Consider the following 17,813-nt stretch of genomic DNA (forward strand, 5'->3'; position numbering starts at 1 on the left):
CGCTTCCACCGCGGACTCAGGCGGCCTCCCGGTACGCCGCCGCCTCCTCCAGGTCCAGTCGGCGCAGCAGGGTCCGCAGCATCTCGTCGTCGATGTAGCGGTGGTCGCGTAGGCGGACGAACACCTCGCGTTCGGCGCTGATCATGTCGCGGGACAGCCGGCGGTAGGTGTCGTCGACCGTCTCGCCGGTGACGGGGTTGGTCTGGCCGAGGCGTTCCCAGACGGCGTTGCGGCGGCGTTCCAGGACCGTGCGCAGGCGGTCGGCGAGCGGCGGCGGCAACTCGTTGCGTTCGTCGGAGAGGAGTTCGTCGAGGCGGTTCTCGGCCGCGCGGGACGCCTGCGCCTGGGCGTTGGCCTCGGCGAGGGTCTCGGCCTGCACGTCCCGGGGCGGGAACTTCATCAGCCGGATCAGCGGGGCCAGGCTGAGGCCCTGCACCACCAGGGTGCCGATGACGGTCGTGAAGGTCAGGAACAGGATCAGGTTGCGCTGCGGGAAGGGGCTGCCGTCGTGCACGGTGAGCGGGATCGAGAAGGCGATGGCCAGCGAGACGACCCCGCGCATGGCGGCCCAGGACTCGACGACGGGCGTTCTCCAGGTGGGGTTCTCCTCCCGCTCGCGGACGCGCCGGAAGAGCATGCGCGGCAGGAAGGTCGCGGGGTAGATCCACACGAACCGGGCCGCGACCACGACGAGGAAGAGGGCGACCGCGTACCAGGTGGCCTCGATGCCCCGGTACGCGCCGAGGCCCTTCAGGACGACCGGCAGTTGCAGTCCGATCAGGGCGAAAACGGCCGACTCCAGCAGGAACGCGACCATGCGCCACACCGCGTCCTCCTGGAGGCGGGTGGCGAAGTCGACCTCCCAGGCGCGGTGGCCGAGATAGAGGGCGACCACCACGACCGCCAGCACACCGGAGGCGTGGAACTGCTCGGCGACGCCGTAGGCGACGAACGGGATCAGCAGCGACAGCGTGTTCTGGAGCAGGGGCTCCTGGAGATGGGTGCGCAGCCAGTGGATCGGCACCATCAGCGCCAGGCCGACCAGCACGCCGCCGATCGCGGCCACCAGGAACTCGCCGACCCCGTGCATCCAGGAGGCGCCCTCGCCGATGGCGGCCGCGACGGCGACCCGGTAGGCGGTGATCGCGGTGGCGTCGTTCAGCAGGGACTCGCCCTGCAGGATCGTGGTGAGCCGGGACGGCAGCCCCACCCGGCGGGCGATCGCGGCGGCCGCGACGGCGTCCGTGGGCGCCAGCACCGCGCCCAGCGCCAGCGCCGCGGGCAGCGGCAGCCCGGGCACGATCCCGTAGGCGGCCCAGCCGACGACGAAGGTCGCGAAGAGCACGTACCCGACCGACAGCAGCGCCACGGGCCGCATGTTGGCCCGCAGGTCGAGGTACGAGCTCTCGGTGCCCTCCTTGTACAGCAGCGGGGGCAGCACCAGCGGCAGCACGACGTCCGGGTCGAGCGTGTAGCCGGGGACTCCGGGAATGTACGAGACCGCCAGTCCGACGGCGACCAGCAGCAGGGGCGCCGGCACCGGGGTGCGACGCGCCGCGCCGGCGATCGCCGCGCTTCCCGCGACCAGCAACAGCAGTGGCAACACGTCCATGATCCTCGCCCGCCCTCATTTTTCGCGCGGCCACCCGCACACCCGTCGTAATCTGGCAATCATGAAACAGTGCACGCACGCCGGCGCGCTGCCGCACCCGGAACCCGAACCGCTGAACGAGACCTGCCCGGAGTGTCTCTCGCGGGGCTGGCACCCCGTCCAGCTGCGGCTCTGTCTGACCTGTGGCCATGTCGCCTGCTGCGACTCGTCACCGGGAAGACATGCGACGGGGCACCACGAGACGTCCGGTCACCCCGTGATGCGGACCTTCGAGCCGGGCGAGGACTGGCGCTGGTGCTTCGTCGACCACGTCCTCGTGTGACACTGCACTACGGCCGCCGACGGCGGCCGTGGTGACGGTTCGACGGTTCGACGCCGGGGTACGTCAACCCGGCGCGCGCTCTTCCCAATTGGGCAAGCCGCACCCCTAGACACGGAGCGTATCCACAGGTTTACTGTGAGTGACGCAAGGGGGTTGGGGTCCCGGGACAGAAAAGTTCGGAGCGCGGTAGCGTCACCGCTGAACCACGTAGTGCGTTACCCCGGGGGGCGACCCTCGGCCCCGAAAAGCTTGTACCACCATGGAGGTGAGGGTGTCCCAGATCGCAGGCGAGCCCGCGACCCAGGACTTCGTGGAAGTCCGGCTGCCGGCTGCGGGTGCCTACCTGTCGGTGCTGCGGACGGCCACGGCCGGTCTCGCCGCCCGCTTGGACTTCACCCTGGACGAGATCGAGGACCTGCGCATCGCGGTGGACGAGGCCTGCGCGATCCTGCTCCAGCAGGCCGTTCCCGGCTCGGTGCTCAGCTGTGTCTTCCGACTCGTCGACGACTCGCTGGAGGTCACGGTCTCCGCCCCGACCACGGACGGCCACGCCCCTTCGCGCGACACCTTCGCCTGGACCGTGCTCTCGGCCCTGGCGGGCAAGGTCTCGTCGGCCGTCGACGAGGACAAGACCGTGTCGATCAGCCTCTACAAACAGCGCGGCGCGGGACCCGGGCCGGCGTGAGGAACGGGGACGGGCCGGTGCGGGACGAAGAGCGCGGCACACGGGAGCTGTCGGCCGGGGGCGAAGACCCCGAGGCCGGCTCCCGCCGCATGGCTGACGGCATCGACGGCATCCCGGAACAGGCCAGGCCGCACCCGGAGGAACCCTCCGCGCCGGTCGGGCTGGACGGTGCCGTGCAGAGCGCGCCTCCGGACGGTCGGAACGGGGTCGCGGCCCCGAACCGAGCCGGGGCGAAGGCTCGTGGAAGGGCGACGGGCGGGACGATGAGCGAGCACGAGCGATACGCCGAGGACCAGGCGCTGGCCGCGGAGGTTGTGCAGGCGACCCAGCACCACCAACCTCAGGACCGCAGCGGAGCGCGCGCCATGTTCATCGAGCTGCGCAAGCTGAAGGACGGCAGCCCCGAGTACGCGGAACTGCGCAACAAGCTGGTCCGGATGCATCTGCCGCTCGTGGAGCACCTCGCACGCCGGTTCCGCAACCGTGGCGAGCCGCTGGACGACCTCACCCAGGTCGCCACCATCGGCCTGATCAAGTCGGTCGACCGGTTCGACCCGGAGCGGGGCGTGGAGTTCTCCACGTACGCCACCCCGACCGTGGTCGGCGAGATCAAGCGGCACTTCCGCGACAAGGGCTGGGCGGTCCGCGTCCCTCGCCGTCTCCAGGAACTGCGTCTCGCGCTCACGACCGCCACGGCGGAGCTGTCCCAGCAGCACGGCCGCTCCCCCACGGTCCACGAGTTGGCCGAGAAGCTCGCGATCTCGGAGGAGGAGGTCCTGGAGGGCCTGGAGTCGGCCAACGCCTACTCCACGCTGTCCCTGGACGTCCCCGACACCGACGACGAGTCCCCGGCGGTCGCGGACACGCTCGGCGCGGAGGACGAGGCCCTGGAGGGCGTCGAGTACCGCGAGTCCCTCAAGCCGCTGCTGGAAGACCTTCCGCCCCGCGAGAAGCGGATCCTTCTCCTCCGCTTCTTCGGCAACATGACGCAGTCCCAGATCGCCCAGGAGGTCGGCATCAGCCAGATGCACGTCTCCCGGCTGCTGGCCCGGACGCTGGCCCAGCTCCGGGAGAAGCTGCTGGTCGAGGAGTAGGTCTTTTCCGTAGAGGACCAGAGATCAGCTACTACGCCCCGGCCCCTTGATCCCAAGGGCCTGGGTGGTAGCCGAGTTCACCAGCAGAACCAGCGAAGCGATGGCCACCACGGCCAACGCGATCCCCGCCGGGATGGCCGCGCTGTCGGCCTGCAGCAGGTTGTAGGCCACCGGCAGCGCCATGATCTGCGTGATCACCGCGGGCCCCCGGCTCCAGCTCTTGCGCAGCAGCAACCCCCGCGCCGCCAGCAGCGGCAGCAGCGCCAGCACGATCACGGTGATGCCCCCGGTGACCGCCTGCCCCCGGTCGTCCGGAGACCCGGTGAGTCCGAGGACGAGCATCCACACCCCGCCGACCGCCAGCGCGAGCCCTTCCAGTCCGCTCAGCGCGGCCGCATACATCAGCCGTCGCGGACGGGGCCCGTCGGTTACGTCGGCCTTCTCAGCCGTAGGCGCATTGCTCACGCCAGAAGGGTAGCCCTCGCCCGAAAACGCCGTCCCCGCCCCGCAGGGTCACGTGTTCAGACTCACGCCTCTTTCTCTTACCGGATCCCTAACACGGCCTGGGCCCGGTACTTCCCAGTAGGTACGCTGCAATCCATGCGTGCACTTCTCGTGGTCAATCCGGCGGCAACCACCACAAGCGCACGTAGGCGCGATGTCCTGATCCACGCGCTCGCGAGCGAGGTCCAACTGGAGGCCGTCACCACCGAGTACCGCGGCCACGCCCGTGACCTGGGCCGACAGGCGGCGGAGAGCGACGACATCGACCTGGTCGTGGCCCTCGGCGGCGACGGCACGGTCAACGAGGTGGTCAACGGTCTCCTCCACGCCGGCCCCGACCCGGACCGGCTGCCCGGACTCGCCGTGGTCCCCGGCGGCTCGACCAACGTCTTCGCACGCGCCCTCGGCCTGCCCAACGACCCGGTCGAGGCCACCGGCGCCCTGCTCGACGCACTGCGCGAGAAACAGGAGCGGGTCGTCGGCCTCGGGCTGACGGCCGGCACCCCCGGCACCGCGGACGAGGCGGCCCCGGCCCGCTGGTTCACCTTCAACGCGGGACTCGGCTTCGACGCCGGCGTGGTCGGCCGGGTCGAGCAGCAGCGCGAGCTCGGCAAGAAATCGACGCACGCCCTGTATGTACGACAGGTCGTCCGTCAGTTCTTCGGCGAGCAGCACCGCCGGCACGGCACGATCACCCTTGAACAGCCCGGCGCCGACCCGATCACGGATCTTGTGGTGGCGATAGTCTCGAACACCTCGCCCTGGACGTATCTCGGCAATCGCCCGATGTACACGTCGCCTAAGGCCTCGTTCGATAAAGGCATCGACGTACTCGGTCTCAGCCGTCTGTCGACCGCCGCGGTTGCCCGGTATGGCACCCAGTTGCTCACTTCGTCCCCCGAGCGCGGACCCCATGGCAAGCACGCCGTGTCCCTGCACGACCTGGACCAGTTCACCTTGCATTCGAAGGTCCCCCTCCCCCTTCAGATGGACGGCGACCACCTAGGACTGCGTACGAGCGTGACGTTCACAGGCGTACGCCGCGCACTGCGTGTGATTGTGTGAGCGGAACGGGCCAAAGTCCTTTCACTCGAACGTTTAGGCCAGGATCCACCCCATGGAAGTACGGCTGTGACCCAGTCGACACCGAGGAATCAAAAAAAACTTTCCGGAAGGGGTTGTATCCGTCGCTGAGGTTTGCGAGGCTCTACGTGGCGGTCGGGACAGCCCGCAACACTGGCGTCCACTGATCACCGGAATCCCCCTTCAACTCACAGGACCCCTGCCAGGGAACCTGGCGGTCGGCCCTTCACTTGTTGAGGGATTCGTGAAAGCGTTCACATTCACAAGCAACGTGCATGTAATACCAAGGAGAGGTAGCAGCCATGGACTGGCGTCACAACGCCGTTTGCCGCGAGGAAGACCCCGAGCTCTTCTTCCCCATCGGCAACACCGGTCCTGCGCTGCTGCAGATCGAGGAAGCCAAGGCCGTCTGCCGTCGCTGTCCTGTTATGGACCAGTGCCTGCAGTGGGCGCTTGAGTCCGGTCAGGACTCCGGCGTCTGGGGTGGTCTCAGCGAGGACGAGCGTCGCGCGATGAAGCGCCGTGCCGCCCGCAACCGAGCCCGTCAGGCCACCGCCTGACAGTCCCACCCCTGGTGACAGCCTGAGCTTGGCGGCGCGTACAGCGAGTACGCATCTCCCGCCCCCGAGCCGCAGCGCGCAGTACCCCCGATGCGCTTAATAGCAGCAACGAGTAATAAGCCCCGGACCCACCAGGTCCGGGGCTCTTTGCTGTGCGCAGACACCCGACGCTGTGCCCCGGCGCCCGAAGTCCCCCGATCGGGCTACTTCTGCGGCTGCACCGGAACGTCGAGGATCACCCGGGTCCCCCGCTCCGGCGCCGCCACCATGTCGAACGTGCCGCCCAACTCGCCCTCCACCAGCGTCCGTACGATCTGCAGACCGAGGTTGCCGGAGCGGTGCGGGTCGAAACCCTCGGGCAGACCGACGCCGTCGTCCTGGACGGTGACCAGGAGTCGCGCCTCCTTGGTGGTGCCGCCGCGGACCGCCGTGACCTCGACGGTGCCGGTCTCGCCCTCGCGGAAGCCGTGTTCGAGGGCGTTCTGCAGAATCTCGGTGAGGACCATCGACAGCGGGGTCGCCACCTCGGCGTCGAGTATTCCGAAGCGTCCGGTGCGCCGGCCGGTGACCTTGCCCGGCGAGATCTCGGCGACCATCGCCAGCACCCGGTCGGCGATCTCGTCGAACTCCACGCGCTCGTCCAGGTTCTGGGACAGCGTCTCATGCACGATCGCGATCGAGCCGACCCGTCGGACGGCCTCCTCCAGGGCCTCCCGGCCGCGCTCGGACTCGATCCGGCGGGCCTGCAGGCGCAACAGCGCGGCGACCGTCTGGAGGTTGTTCTTCACCCGGTGGTGGATCTCCCGGATGGTCGCGTCCTTGGTGATCAACTCGCGTTCACGGCGCCGGAGTTCGGTGACGTCCCGGAGCAGTACCAGGGAACCGATGCGGGTGCCCTTGGGCTTGAGCGGGATCGCCCGGAACTGGATCGCGCCGTCGCTGGACTCGATCTCGAACTCGCGCGGCGCCCAGCCGCTGGCGACCTTGGCGAGCGCCTCGTCCACCGGCCCCCGGGTCGGGGCGAGTTCGGCCGTGGTCCGGCCCAGGTGGTGACCGAGCAGGTCGGAGGCGAGGCCGAGGCGATGGTAGGCGGAGAGGGCGTTCGGGGAGGCGTACTGGACGATGCCGTCCGCGTCCAGCCGGATCAGGCCGTCGCCGACCCGCGGCGAGGCGTCCATGTCGACCTGCTGGTTCGGGAAGGGAAACGATCCGGCAGCGATCATCTGCGCCAGATCGGAAGCGCTCTGGAGGTAGGTGAGCTCGAGCCGGCTCGGGGTGCGCACGGTCAGCAGGTTGGTGTTGCGGGCGATGACCCCGAGAACCCGGCCCTCGCGCCGTACCGGGATGGACTCGACCCGTACGGGGACCTCCTCCCGCCACTCCGGGTCACCCTCGCGGACGATCCGGCCCTCGTCCAGGGCGATGTCCAGCATGGGACGGCGACCCCGCGGGACCAGATGGCCGATCATGTCGTCCTGGTAGGAGGTGGGCCCGGTGTTGGGGCGCATCTGCGCCACCGAGACATAGCGGGTGCCGTCCTCGGTGGGAACCCACAGGACCAGGTCGGCGAAGGAGAGGTCGGAGAGCAGCTGCCACTCCGAGACCAGCAGATGGAGCCACTCGAGGTCGGAGTCGTCGAGGGCGGTGTGCTGGCGGACCAGTTCATTCATGGAGGGCACGTCTGCGAGCGTACCCGCGGGTCTGTTCATGGCCTAAAAGCGGCCGAAAACACCCGCGGGCCGCGGCGCCTGGGAGGGACCCTCAACCCTCCCGGCACCGCAGCCCGGAGCAGCAACGGCCACGGGGTGTGCGGTCCCGATCGGCCGAAGGTGAGGACCCGGGGCAGTCAGGGCAGAGAGCTCCGGTTCCTCGGTCCGTCCTCCTGTGCGGGGAAGACGGAAGAGTGTGACTGTGTCGTACGGTCCCGCCGTACTCCTTCAGTCGTCGTACGCAATTGTGGACTAGACCACGGTGTGTGTCCATGCGTTGGAGACTGTTCACAGTCGATGCGATCGCAGCGTAGCCCGCCGGAGGCGGTTGTGGGGCCCGATGCGGAGCGGCAATTTCCGACACCCCGGTCGACGGGCGGGATTTTTCCTTGATTCACCCGTTCTGACGTATTCACGTAACCTCACACTTATCCCCTTTCCTGTACCCGCCCCCGGGGCGAGGGGGGCTGGTTCTGTTAGATTGGTCCCATCGGATTGGTCTAAACCACATAGACAGAACGGCAGGCCCAGCGTGGAAGTTGTCATCGTTCCGGACGCCGCCGCGGGTGGCGAGCTGATCGCCGAGGCCATGGCCCAGCTGCTCCGCCGCAAGCCGGACGCGCTGCTCGGGGTGGCCACCGGCTCGACCCCGCTGCCCATCTACCAGGCGCTCACCGCAAAGGTGCGGTCCGGTGCCGTGGACACCTCGCGGGCGCGCATAGCCCAGCTCGACGAGTACGTGGGACTGCCGGCCGAGCATCCGGAGTCGTACCGGTCGGTGCTGCGGCGCGAGGTGCTGGAGCCGCTCGGGATCGGGATGGACGCGTTCCTCGGCCCCGACGGCGCGGCCGAGGACGTGCAGGCCGCCTGCGAGGCGTACGACGGGGCGCTGGCGCAGGCAGGCGGCGTGGATCTGCAGTTGCTCGGGATCGGGACGGACGGGCACATCGGTTTCAACGAGCCGTGCTCGTCGCTGGCCTCGCGGACGCGGATCAAGACGCTCACCGAGCAGACCCGGGTCGACAACGCGCGGTTCTTCGACGGGGACATCTCGCAGGTGCCGCACCATGTGATCACCCAGGGGATCGGGACGATCCTGGAGGCGCGGCATCTGGTGCTGCTCGCGACGGGTGAGGGGAAGGCGGACGCGGTCGCGGCGACCGTGGAAGGGCCGGTCGCCGCGGTGTGTCCCGCGTCGGCGCTGCAGTTGCATCCGCATGCGACGGTGGTCGTGGACGAGGCTGCCGCCTCCAAGCTGAAGCTTGCGGACTACTTCCGGTACACGTTCGCCAACAAGCCGGCGTGGCAGGGGATTTAGCGGTTCCGTGCGCCGGGTACGGCGCGTTGGCGGGTGGCCGCTCGGTGGGGGCTGATCGCGCCCACGCGGCGGAGCCGCATATCGACACAGCCCCGCGCCCCTGACGGGGCGCTGCAGCTAGCGGGGTGCGATCACCTCCGCCGCCGCCACCCCGCAGACCCTTGCCGCGCCGTGGGTCGCGATGTGCAGGGCGCCCCTGGGGGGTGCCTGGGGGACGCCCATTTCCACCACGATCGTGTCGGGGCGGGACTTGAGGAGTACGTCCAGGGCCGTGGTCATCCACGGGTGGCGGTGTTCGTCTCGGAGCACCGCCACGATCCTGCGGTCGCCGGCCGCCGACAGGGCCTCCTCGCCGGCGTGGTCACCCGTGAAGCCGCCCGTTTGCGTGCCGGGCAGTCGGCGGGAGAGTTCCGCCGACACTCCCCAGGGGGTCTCCGCGCCCACTGCGATGTTGGACTCCGGGGTGAACACGGCCACGAAGGGGGCCGTGATCAGGGGCGGGTAGGGGTCGACGCGCGTCACATCGAGCGCGCGGCGGGCCGCGACCAGGCCGATGTCCGTGGCCGTGTGGTCCGGGTGGGCCCGCTCCGTCGTCGCCGTCCAGCGGGCCAGTGACCGTACCCGGTCCGCCGCCTCGGCCAGGCGCTCCTCGGGGAGTTCGCCGGAGCGGACCGCCGCGACCAGGGCGTCGCGCAGACGTCGTACCGTCTCCTCGTCCGCGAGGCCGCCGCCCACGCAGATCGCGTCGGCGCCGGCGGCGATGGCCAGGACGCTGCCGTGTTCGATGCCGTACGTCGCGGAGATGGCCTGCATCTCCATGCCGTCGGTGACGATCAGGCCCTCGTAGCCGAGTTCGCCGCGCAGGAGATCGGTGAGGATCGTGCCGGAGAGCGTGGCCGGCCGGTCCGGGTCCAGGGCCGGGACCAGGATGTGCGCGCTCATCACGGCGCGGGTGCCGGCGGCGATGGCGGCACGGAAGGGGGCCAGCTCACGGGCGTGCAGGACGTCGGCGGTCGCGTCGATGCGGGGCAGCGCGAGGTGCGAGTCGACGGCGGTGTCGCCGTGGCCCGGGAAGTGCTTGGTGCAGGCCGCCACCCCGGCCGACTGGAGTCCGGTGACATAGGCCGCCGCGTGGCGGGCGACCAGGTCCGGGTCGGCGCCGAAGGAACGGACACCGATCACCGGGTTGGCCGGGTTGGAGTTGACGTCGGCGGACGGGGCCCAGTTGAAGTTCACCCCGCAGGCCGCGAGGCGGCGACCCAGTTCGAGGGCGACCTCCCGGGTCAGTTCCACGTCGTCGACGGCGCCGAGGGCGTGGTTGCCGGGGAAGGAGGAGCCGGTGTGCACCTCGAGGCGGGTGACGTCACCTCCCTCCTCGTCGATCGCCACCAGGACGTCGTCCCGTTCGGCGCGCAACTGGGCGGTGAGGGCGGCGAGTTGTTCGGGCGAGGCGATGTTGCGGCCGAACAGGCCGACGGCGGCGAGGCCTTCGCCGAGCCGGCGAAGCAGCCAGTCGGGGGCGGTGGTGCCGGTGAAGCCGGGCTGGAGGACCGTCAGCGCGTCGCGCGTGAGTGTGTCCGTACCGCTGGCGAGTGTCGTCATCGGGTGGCGTTATCCCTTCACGGCGCCCGCGGTCAGGCCCGCGGCCATCTTGCGCTGGACGAGGAGGAAGAGGACGACGATCGGCACGGCCATCATGGTGGAGCCGGCCATCATCGGGGCGTATTCGGTGCCGTGCTTGGTGGTGAAGTTGGCGAGCCAGACGGTCGCGGTCTGGTGGTCCTGGCTGAGCAGCATCAGGGCGTAGATGTACTCGTTCCAGGCCTGGATGAAGGCGTAGACCGAGGTGGCGACCAGGCCCGGGGCCAGCAGCGGGAAGACCACGCGGACGAAGGCGCCGGTGCGCGAGCAGCCGTCGACCATCGCGGCCTCCTCCAGCTCCTTCGGGATGTTGACGATGAAGCCGCGCATGGTCCACACCGTGAACGGGAGGATGAAGGTCAGATAGGTGATGATCAGGCCGCTGAGCTTGTCGTACTGGTCCAGGTCGTTGAGGAGCAGGAAGACCGGGATGATCATGGCGACCAGCGGGACCATCTGGACCGCGAGGATGCCGACGATCACTACCTTGCGGCCGCGGAAGGCGAACCGGGAGATGGCCAGCGCGGCCAGCAGGCCGACGACCATGCCGATCGCCACGACCGACAGGGAGACGATCAGGCTGCGGCCCACCGGGCCCCAGAAGTCGGCGATGTCCAGCGCCCGGCGGAAGTTGGACAGGGTCAGGCCCGTGGGCAGCAGGCTCGGGTCCGGGTCGATCGCGTCCTTCGCCGGCTTGAACGCCGTGTTCAGCATCCAGTAGACGGGGAAGCCGACGACGACGAAGACCAGAAGGCCGAGGAGGTTCCAGCCCAGACGGGGTCCCCTGCGGGCGGCTGCGGTGCTCATTCGACCTCTCCGATCTTCAGCATCTGGCGCATGTACACGGCGACGACACCGAGCAGGAGGAGCACGGTGAGCAGGGCGATCGCGGAGCCCTGTCCGTAGTCGTTGACCACGAAGGCGCGGTCGTAGGAGTAGGTGGTCAGCAGCTGGAACTCGGGCTCGGGGTGGCCGCCGCGCATCACGAAGACCTGCGGGAAGACGCCCATGTCCCAGATGACCGAGAGGGTCGTGAGCATCACGATGATCGGCTTGAGGATGGGGAGCGTGACGTAACGGAAGACGCCCCAGGCGCCCGCGCCGTCGAGGCGGGCGGCCTCCACCAGCTCCGCCGGGACCTGGGTCAGGCCGGCACTCAGCGTGATGACCACGAAGGGCACCGCTCCCCAGACCACCAGGAGCATGATCACCGCGAGTCCCTGGGGTCCGCTGGCGAACCAGTTGTGGCCGATCAGGTCGACCCCGGGGATCTTGCTGAGCAGGGCGTTGAGGATGCCGTAGTCGGAGTCGAAGAGCCACTTGAAGAGCGTGGTGGCGACGATGACCGGCATGCCCCAGCTGGCCACCAGCACGATGTTGACCAGGGTCTTCACCCAGCCGGAGACCCGCTGCAGCAGCAGGGCGATGAGCATGCCGACGACCATGGTGAAGACCACGCTGCCGACCGCGAAGACGATCGTGCGCAGCACGACCTGCCAGAACTCGGTGTCGCCCAGCACGTCGGAGAAGTTCCCGAACCCGACCCACTCGGCCGGCTTGAACCCCCACAGCTGGGACTGCCCGAACTCCTGGAAGGAGAGGGCGACCAGCCGGTAGAAGGGGTAGCCGAGCACGAGCCCGAGAATCCCCAGACAGGGCGCGAGCAGCAGCCAGGGGACGGCGGGTCCGCCGGATCTCCGGTCGGTCCGTGGTCGTACCGGGGTGCCCGACGCCGGCGCCGGCCGCGGCGCCGGCACCTTGGCAGGTGTGGTCGTATCAGCGGCACTCATCGCGCGCTCCTCAACAGATCTGGATACGTCGGGGTGGCGCCCCTTCGGGGGCGCTGGGGGTACCCCCGGCCGAAGGCTGGGGGGAACTGCGCGGCCAGCCCCACCCGGACCCGCAGCCGCCCCACAACCCGACGCGGCACCTTCTGAACTCACCCACCGGCCGGGCCTGACCCCCCGTCGACCAGGCCCGGCCGGATGTCGACTACTTGGTGTTGATGACCTTGTCGATCGCGGCGTCCGCGGTCTTGGCGGCCGCCTCGACCGTCTGCTTGCCCGTACCGATGTTCTGCAGCATGGTCTGCAGGACCTGCGCCTTCTCGACCTGGCCCCAGCCCGGAGCCATCGGGACGAACCAGTTGGACTCGGCCGCGGTGGCCGGGACCGCGGTCGCCGGGTCGTTCTTCAGCGTCGCGAGGTCGGTCTTGTTGTTGGGCAGGTTGCCCTTGGCCATCAGGCCCTTCTGACCGGAGGGACCGGTGAACGCGTTGATCCACTCGGCCGCGACGCCCTGCGCCTTGGACTTCACCGGGATGGCGAGGTCGGAGCCGCCCAGGAAGACCGGCATGTTCTTGCCGGACGGGCCGGGCATCACGAAGTTGACGAGGTTGTCCTTCAGCTTGCCGCCGGTCTTGTCGTTCTTCGGGTCGGCCGCGGTGGCACCCTCCCACGCGGCGCCGAAGATCATGGACGACTTGCCCTGGCCGTAGACGATGTACCGGTCGGACTCGTCCTTGGTCTTGTCACCGTGCATGTACTTGTCGATGACGCTCTTGAACTCGGTGAGGCCCTTGATGGACTCGGGCGAGGAGAGGTTGCCCTTCCACTGGCCACCGGACTCCGCGGCGATGGAGCCGCCGGCGTCGTAGACGAAGGACATGGCCGCGTACCAGTCGCGGGTGGGCTGGTACCAGGCGCTGAACTTGTCGCCTTCCTTCTTCTGGATCTTGTCCAGGTCGGCGGTCAGCTCGGTGTAGGTCTTCGGCGTGGTCTTGATGCCGGCCGAGGCGGCGATGTCCTTGCGCCAGTTGGCGACGCGGCCACCGGCGTAGTACGGCACGCCGTAGGACTTGCCGTCGTAGGTCACCGAGGCCTTGAGGCCGTCGAGCCACTGGCCGGAATTGGTGAACTGGGAGGCCTCGACGGGAGCGAAGGCGCCCTTGACCATGTAGCCGAGCATCTCGGTGTTGCCCATCTCGACCACGTCGGGGGCCTTGTCCGTGGCGAGGACGGCGTCCAGCTTGGTGTTCTTGTCCGGCCAGCCGTAGTACTCGTGCTTGATCTTGATGCCGGGGTGCTTCTTCTGCACGGCCGCGTCGGCGGCCTTCACCAGGTCGGGCCAGTTGTTCTGGGCGTCCACGGTGAGCCAGACGGTCAGCTCCTTGGCGTCCGCCCCCTGCGCCTTGTTGTCGTCCTTCTTGTCACTGCCACACGCCGCGATGGAGACGACCATGCCCGCGATACCAATCGCGGCTATCAGCTTGCGCTTCACGCCACCCTCCTCAGGGATGCCACATACCCCCCTGCCTCCCCGCGCGAGCGTTGGGCCGGGACCTGGACCAATGGTGTAGACCAGTGCGGGAAGCTTGGCCCAGACCAGCAGGCCTGTCAAGGGTGGTCGAATGGGCTCCGACCAGCCGTTATGCGACCTACATATGCAAGAACCTTTAAGTAAGAAGCCCTCGAAAACCCGGGGCGCGGACGAGACAATTCCGGTAGACCACTCGAGTGGTGGACTAGACCAAAAGAGCCCGCGGCGGTATACAGAGGGGATCACGCAGCGTGCTGGGGATATCCCGGTACGCTGCCGTGCCACGAAGTGGCCGGATCAGGAGCCGGGAAGGCGGAGCATGAGCACCGACGTCAGCAGTGCGGAGAACGAGAGCGGGACAGCCGTCCGTACCGCGCGTGTGCCCAAGTACTACCGCCTGAAGAAACATCTCCTCGAAATGACGGAGACACAGGCGCCCGGCACCCCGGTCCCGCCCGAGCGCACGCTGGCCGCCGAGTTCGACACCTCCCGGACCACCGTCCGCCAGGCCCTCCAGGAGCTGGTCGTCGAGGGCCGGCTGGAACGCATCCAGGGCAAGGGCACCTTCGTGGCCAAGCCGAAGGTCTCCCAGGCGCTCCAGCTGACCTCGTACACCGAGGACATGCGCGCCCAGGGCCTGGAACCGACCTCGCAGCTGCTGGACATCGGCTACATCACCGCCGACGACCGGCTCGCCGGCCTGCTCGACATAACGGCGGGCGGGCGCGTGCTGCGCATCGAGCGGCTGCGCATGGCCAACGGCGAGCCCATGGCCATAGAGACCACGCACCTGAGCGCCAAGCGCTTTCCGGCCCTGCGCCGTTCCCTGGTCAAGTACACGTCCCTCTACACCGCCCTCGCCGAGGTGTACGACGTCCATCTCGCCGAGGCCGAGGAGACCATCGAGACCTCGCTGGCCACCCCGCGCGAGGCGGGCCTGCTCGGCACCGACGTGGGCCTGCCGATGCTGATGCTCTCCCGGCACTCCCTGGACCGCGAGGGCCAGCCCGTGGAGTGGGTGCGCTCGGTGTACCGCGGCGACCGCTACAAGTTCGTGGCCCGGCTCAAGCGTCCGCAGGACTGACGCGGGGCGCCCTTCACAGAATCGACATACCGATAGCCGAACAGCTACTTCCGCTCCGGTGACGCCGTGACCTAGATTGCCTGCGCATTACACAGGTGAACGGTGAGGGGACGGAGCCGCGGTATGTCGGATGTACCTGAAGTGAGGCAGCCGGTGGTGACACCGATACGCGTGGTCATCACCGTCTGCCTCGTCGCGCCCTTCGTGGCGATGCTGTGGGTGGGCTCCTACGCCAGGACGGACCCGACGTTCATCGGGATCCCGTTCTTCTACTGGTACCAGATGCTGTGGGTGCTGATATCCACCGCGCTCACCGTGACCGCGTACCAGCTGTGGCAGCGTGACCAGCGCGCCCGCAAGTCCGAGAGCACGAGCGGGGGTGCGCAGAAGTGAAGGACGGTGTGAACGGCGTCGCGCTCGGCGTCTTCATCTTCTTCTTCCTGGCCGTCACGGTCATGGGTTTCCTGGCCGCGCGCTGGCGCAAGGCCGAGAACGAGCACTCCCTCGACGAATGGGGCCTGGGCGGCCGGTCGTTCGGCACCTGGGTCACCTGGTTCCTGCTCGGCGGCGACCTGTACACGGCGTACACCTTCGTCGCCGTACCGGCGGCGATCTACGCGGCGGGCGCGGCCGGCTTCTTCGCGGTGCCGTACACGATCCTCGTCTACCCGCTGATCTTTACGTTCCTGCCCCGCCTGTGGTCGGTCTCCCACAAGCACGGCTACGTGACGACCTCGGACTTCGTGCGCGGGCGCTTCGGCTCCAAGGGCCTCTCGCTCGCCGTCGCCCTGACCGGCATCCTGGCGACGATGCCCTACATCGCGCTCCAGCTCGTCGGCATCCAGGCCGTCCTGGACGTCATGGGCGTCGGCGGCGGCGACGGCACCAACTGGTTCGTGAAGGACCTCCCGCTGCTCATCGCCTTCGGCGTCCTGGCGGCGTACACCTACTCCTCCGGTCTGCGGGCGCCCGCGCTCATCGCGTTCGTGAAGGACGGGCTGATCTACCTCGTCATCGCGGTTGCGATCATCTACATCCCGATCAAGCTGGGCGGCTTCGACGACATCTTCGCCAAGGCGGCCCACGCGTTCGCGCAGGTCAACCCGGCCACCGGCAAACCACGCGGCGCGCTGGCGCCACCAGAGGCCGGCCAGTGGACCTACGCCACCCTGGCCCTGGGCTCCGCGCTCGCGCTGTTCATGTACCCGCACTCGATCACCGCGACGCTCTCCTCCCGCAGCCGTGACGTGATCCGCCGCAACACCACGATCCTGCCGCTGTACTCCCTGATGCTGGGCCTGCTCGCGCTGCTCGGCTTCATGGCCATCGCGGCCGGCGTCAAGGTCACCAACGGCCAGCTGGCGATCCCCCAGCTGTTCGAGAACATGTTCCCGGACTGGTTCGCGGGCGTGGCCTTCGCGGCGATCGGCATCGGCGCCCTGGTCCCGGCGGCCATCATGTCCATCGCGGCCGCGAACCTCTTCACCCGCAACATCTACCGGGACTTCATCAAGCCGGACGCCACACCGAAGCAGGAGGCCCAGGTCTCCAAGCTCGTGTCACTGCTGGTGAAGGTCGGCGCGCTGGTCTTCGTCCTCACCATGGACAAGACGGTCGCCATCAACTTCCAGCTGCTGGGCGGCATCTGGATCCTGCAGACCTTCCCGGCGCTGGTGGGCGGCCTGTTCACCCGCTGGTTCCACCGCTGGGCCCTGCTGGCGGGCTGGGCGGTCGGCATGGTCTACGGCACGGCCGCGGCGTACGGCGTGGCCTCCCCCACCCAGAAGCACTTCGGTGGCTCGGCCAAGGAGATCCCGGGCATCGGCGAGATCGGCTACATCGGCCTGACGGCGTTCGTGATGAACGTGGTGGTGACGGTGATCCTGACGTTCGCCCTGAAGGCCCTGAAGGCCCCCGAGGGCATCGACGAGACCAAGGCGGAGGACTACACGGCCGACGCGGGCGACCCGGGAGTGGAAGCCGAACTCCCGCCGGCCGTCGCGGAGGGCGCCCACTAGAGCGCGCCCCGTCAGGGGCGCGGGGAACTGCGCGACCAGCCACGAACAACCCGCAGCGGGCCACCGAGAATTCCCACCCTCGGCGGCCCGCTGTCGTACACACTCCTCCGCATGACGATCCACATCCGCGAAGCGCAACCCACCGAATACGACATCCTCGGCGAGATAACCGCCCAGGCCTACCTCCAGGACGGCCTCCTCGACTTCGGCGAGAGCGACTCCTATCTCACCGAACTCAAGGACGTCGCGAAACGGGCAGCCGCGGCCACCGTTCTCGTCGCCGTGAACGGCAACGCCCTCCTCGGCGGAGTCACCTTCGTCCCCGGCCCCGGTCCGATGGCCGACCTCGCCGCCCCCCAAGAGGCCGAGATCCGGATGCTCGCCGTCGGCCGAGCCGCCCGCGGCCATGGCGCCGGCGAGGCGCTCGTCCGCGCCTGCATCGACCGCGCACGCGCCCTCGACGGCTGCGAGAAGGTCGTTCTGTCGACGCAGCGCACCATGGAATCCGCCCACCGGATCTACGAGCGCCTCGGCTTCGTCCGCACACCCGGGCGGGACTGGAATCCCTTGCCGCAGCTGTACGACATCACTCTCCTCACCTACGAGTTGACGCTGCGAGACCGTTCGCGACACAACATGTGGGGGTGACGCGACAGCGCGGCACTAGATGTATGCTCATGCTCGCTGTCGCCGCAGGGGAATCCGGTGCGAATCCGGAACTGTCCCGCAACGGTGTACTTGTGCACATCTGTGCACAAGCGTCAGTCCGAGGACCTGCCGACAGCACGCCCGGCCGTCCGGCCCGGGTGTTCTGACGTCCGGGTCTCGTGGAGTGGGCCGGGGACGCGACACGCGTGCGTGCGCT

General features: G+C 68.9%; 17 protein-coding genes and 1 riboswitch. Of the genes, 10 read left to right on the plus strand and 7 right to left on the minus strand.

What is annotated here, in order from left to right:
• Positions 1-16: 16 nt before the first annotated feature.
• Positions 17-1,612 carry a Na+/H+ antiporter gene (locus ACWGJB_RS13705; protein WP_453380360.1) on the minus strand — a complete coding sequence of 532 codons (1,596 nt, stop codon included), beginning with the start codon at positions 1,610-1,612 and terminating at the stop codon, positions 17-19.
• 61 nt (positions 1,613-1,673) lie between these two features.
• On the opposite strand from ACWGJB_RS13705, the gene ACWGJB_RS13710 reads away from it, so the two are divergent.
• The 3 genes from ACWGJB_RS13710 to ACWGJB_RS13720 all read left to right on the plus strand — a co-directional run bounded on the left by ACWGJB_RS13710 (position 1,674) and on the right by ACWGJB_RS13720 (position 3,713).
• The gene (locus tag ACWGJB_RS13710; RefSeq protein ID WP_365801712.1) at positions 1,674-1,934 is read left to right on the plus strand and encodes a UBP-type zinc finger domain-containing protein; all 261 of its coding nucleotides are present in this window, start codon (positions 1,674-1,676) and stop codon (positions 1,932-1,934) included.
• Between the two features lie 271 nt (positions 1,935-2,205).
• On the plus strand, positions 2,206-2,619 hold the full coding sequence (locus tag ACWGJB_RS13715) for an ATP-binding protein (protein WP_004925829.1): 414 nt from the start codon (positions 2,206-2,208) through the stop codon (positions 2,617-2,619).
• Positions 2,620-2,636: 17 nt separating this feature from the next.
• A complete protein-coding gene (locus tag ACWGJB_RS13720; protein WP_453380361.1) occupies positions 2,637-3,713 on the plus strand; it encodes an RNA polymerase sigma factor SigF in 1,077 nt (358 codons plus the stop codon).
• A gap of 24 nt (positions 3,714-3,737) precedes the next feature.
• Here the strand turns inward: ACWGJB_RS13720 and ACWGJB_RS13725 are convergent, their stop codons facing one another.
• Entirely contained in the window at positions 3,738-4,115 is a 378-nt protein-coding gene (locus ACWGJB_RS13725) for a hypothetical protein (RefSeq protein ID WP_453380653.1), read from the minus strand.
• A gap of 198 nt (positions 4,116-4,313) precedes the next feature.
• Here ACWGJB_RS13725 and ACWGJB_RS13730 point away from each other — a divergent pair, with 198 nt between their 5' ends.
• Positions 4,314-5,282, plus strand: a complete 969-nt coding sequence (locus ACWGJB_RS13730) for a diacylglycerol/lipid kinase family protein (RefSeq protein ID WP_453380362.1) — start codon at positions 4,314-4,316, stop codon at positions 5,280-5,282.
• Positions 5,283-5,602: 320 nt separating this feature from the next.
• On the plus strand, positions 5,603-5,860 hold the full coding sequence (locus ACWGJB_RS13735) for a WhiB family transcriptional regulator (protein WP_010353616.1): 258 nt from the start codon (positions 5,603-5,605) through the stop codon (positions 5,858-5,860).
• Positions 5,861-6,063: 203 nt separating this feature from the next.
• Here ACWGJB_RS13735 and ACWGJB_RS13740 read toward each other — a convergent pair whose 3' ends face one another.
• A complete protein-coding gene (locus ACWGJB_RS13740) occupies positions 6,064-7,530 on the minus strand; it encodes a sensor histidine kinase (protein ID WP_453380654.1) in 1,467 nt (488 codons plus the stop codon).
• Between the two features lie 571 nt (positions 7,531-8,101).
• Between ACWGJB_RS13740 and nagB the strand changes: the two genes are divergently transcribed.
• Entirely contained in the window at positions 8,102-8,887 is a 786-nt protein-coding gene (gene nagB, locus ACWGJB_RS13745) for a glucosamine-6-phosphate deaminase (RefSeq protein ID WP_453380363.1), read from the plus strand.
• 117 nt (positions 8,888-9,004) lie between these two features.
• Here nagB and ACWGJB_RS13750 read toward each other — a convergent pair whose 3' ends face one another.
• From ACWGJB_RS13750 to ACWGJB_RS13765, 4 genes are all read right to left on the minus strand, one after another.
• Positions 9,005-10,489 (minus strand): glycoside hydrolase family 3 protein, encoded by a 1,485-nt coding sequence (locus ACWGJB_RS13750; protein WP_453380364.1) that lies wholly within the window; start codon positions 10,487-10,489, stop codon positions 9,005-9,007.
• Positions 10,490-10,498: 9 nt separating this feature from the next.
• Positions 10,499-11,335, minus strand: a complete 837-nt coding sequence (locus ACWGJB_RS13755) for a carbohydrate ABC transporter permease (RefSeq protein WP_453380365.1) — start codon at positions 11,333-11,335, stop codon at positions 10,499-10,501.
• Positions 11,332-12,318 (minus strand): carbohydrate ABC transporter permease, encoded by a 987-nt coding sequence (locus tag ACWGJB_RS13760; RefSeq protein WP_453380366.1) that lies wholly within the window; start codon positions 12,316-12,318, stop codon positions 11,332-11,334. Before ACWGJB_RS13760 ends, ACWGJB_RS13755 begins: the two co-directional genes overlap by 4 nt.
• Positions 12,319-12,520: 202 nt before the next feature.
• Complete coding sequence (locus tag ACWGJB_RS13765; RefSeq protein ID WP_453380367.1) at positions 12,521-13,807, minus strand: extracellular solute-binding protein; 1,287 nt, start codon at positions 13,805-13,807, stop codon at positions 12,521-12,523.
• Between the two features lie 358 nt (positions 13,808-14,165).
• Between ACWGJB_RS13765 and ACWGJB_RS13770 the strand changes: the two genes are divergently transcribed.
• The 4 genes from ACWGJB_RS13770 (at position 14,166) to ACWGJB_RS13785 (ending at position 17,596) form a co-directional block, all read left to right on the plus strand.
• Positions 14,166-14,930, plus strand: coding sequence for a GntR family transcriptional regulator (locus ACWGJB_RS13770; RefSeq protein WP_089098851.1), 765 nt, complete (start codon positions 14,166-14,168; stop codon positions 14,928-14,930).
• A 123-nt stretch (positions 14,931-15,053) separates the two neighbouring features.
• Complete coding sequence (locus ACWGJB_RS13775) at positions 15,054-15,323, plus strand: DUF3311 domain-containing protein (protein WP_453380368.1); 270 nt, start codon at positions 15,054-15,056, stop codon at positions 15,321-15,323.
• Positions 15,320-16,948, plus strand: coding sequence for a monocarboxylate uptake permease MctP (gene mctP / locus ACWGJB_RS13780; protein ID WP_453380369.1), 1,629 nt, complete (start codon positions 15,320-15,322; stop codon positions 16,946-16,948). The genes ACWGJB_RS13775 and mctP overlap by 4 nt, the downstream gene beginning before the upstream one ends.
• Positions 16,949-17,059: 111 nt before the next feature.
• Complete coding sequence (locus ACWGJB_RS13785) at positions 17,060-17,596, plus strand: GNAT family N-acetyltransferase (RefSeq protein ID WP_453380370.1); 537 nt, start codon at positions 17,060-17,062, stop codon at positions 17,594-17,596.
• 23 nt (positions 17,597-17,619) lie between these two features.
• Positions 17,620-17,744, plus strand: a riboswitch (cobalamin riboswitch).
• Positions 17,745-17,813: the final 69 nt, after the last annotated feature.

It is taken from the genome of Streptomyces sp. NPDC054813, assembly GCF_053611365.1.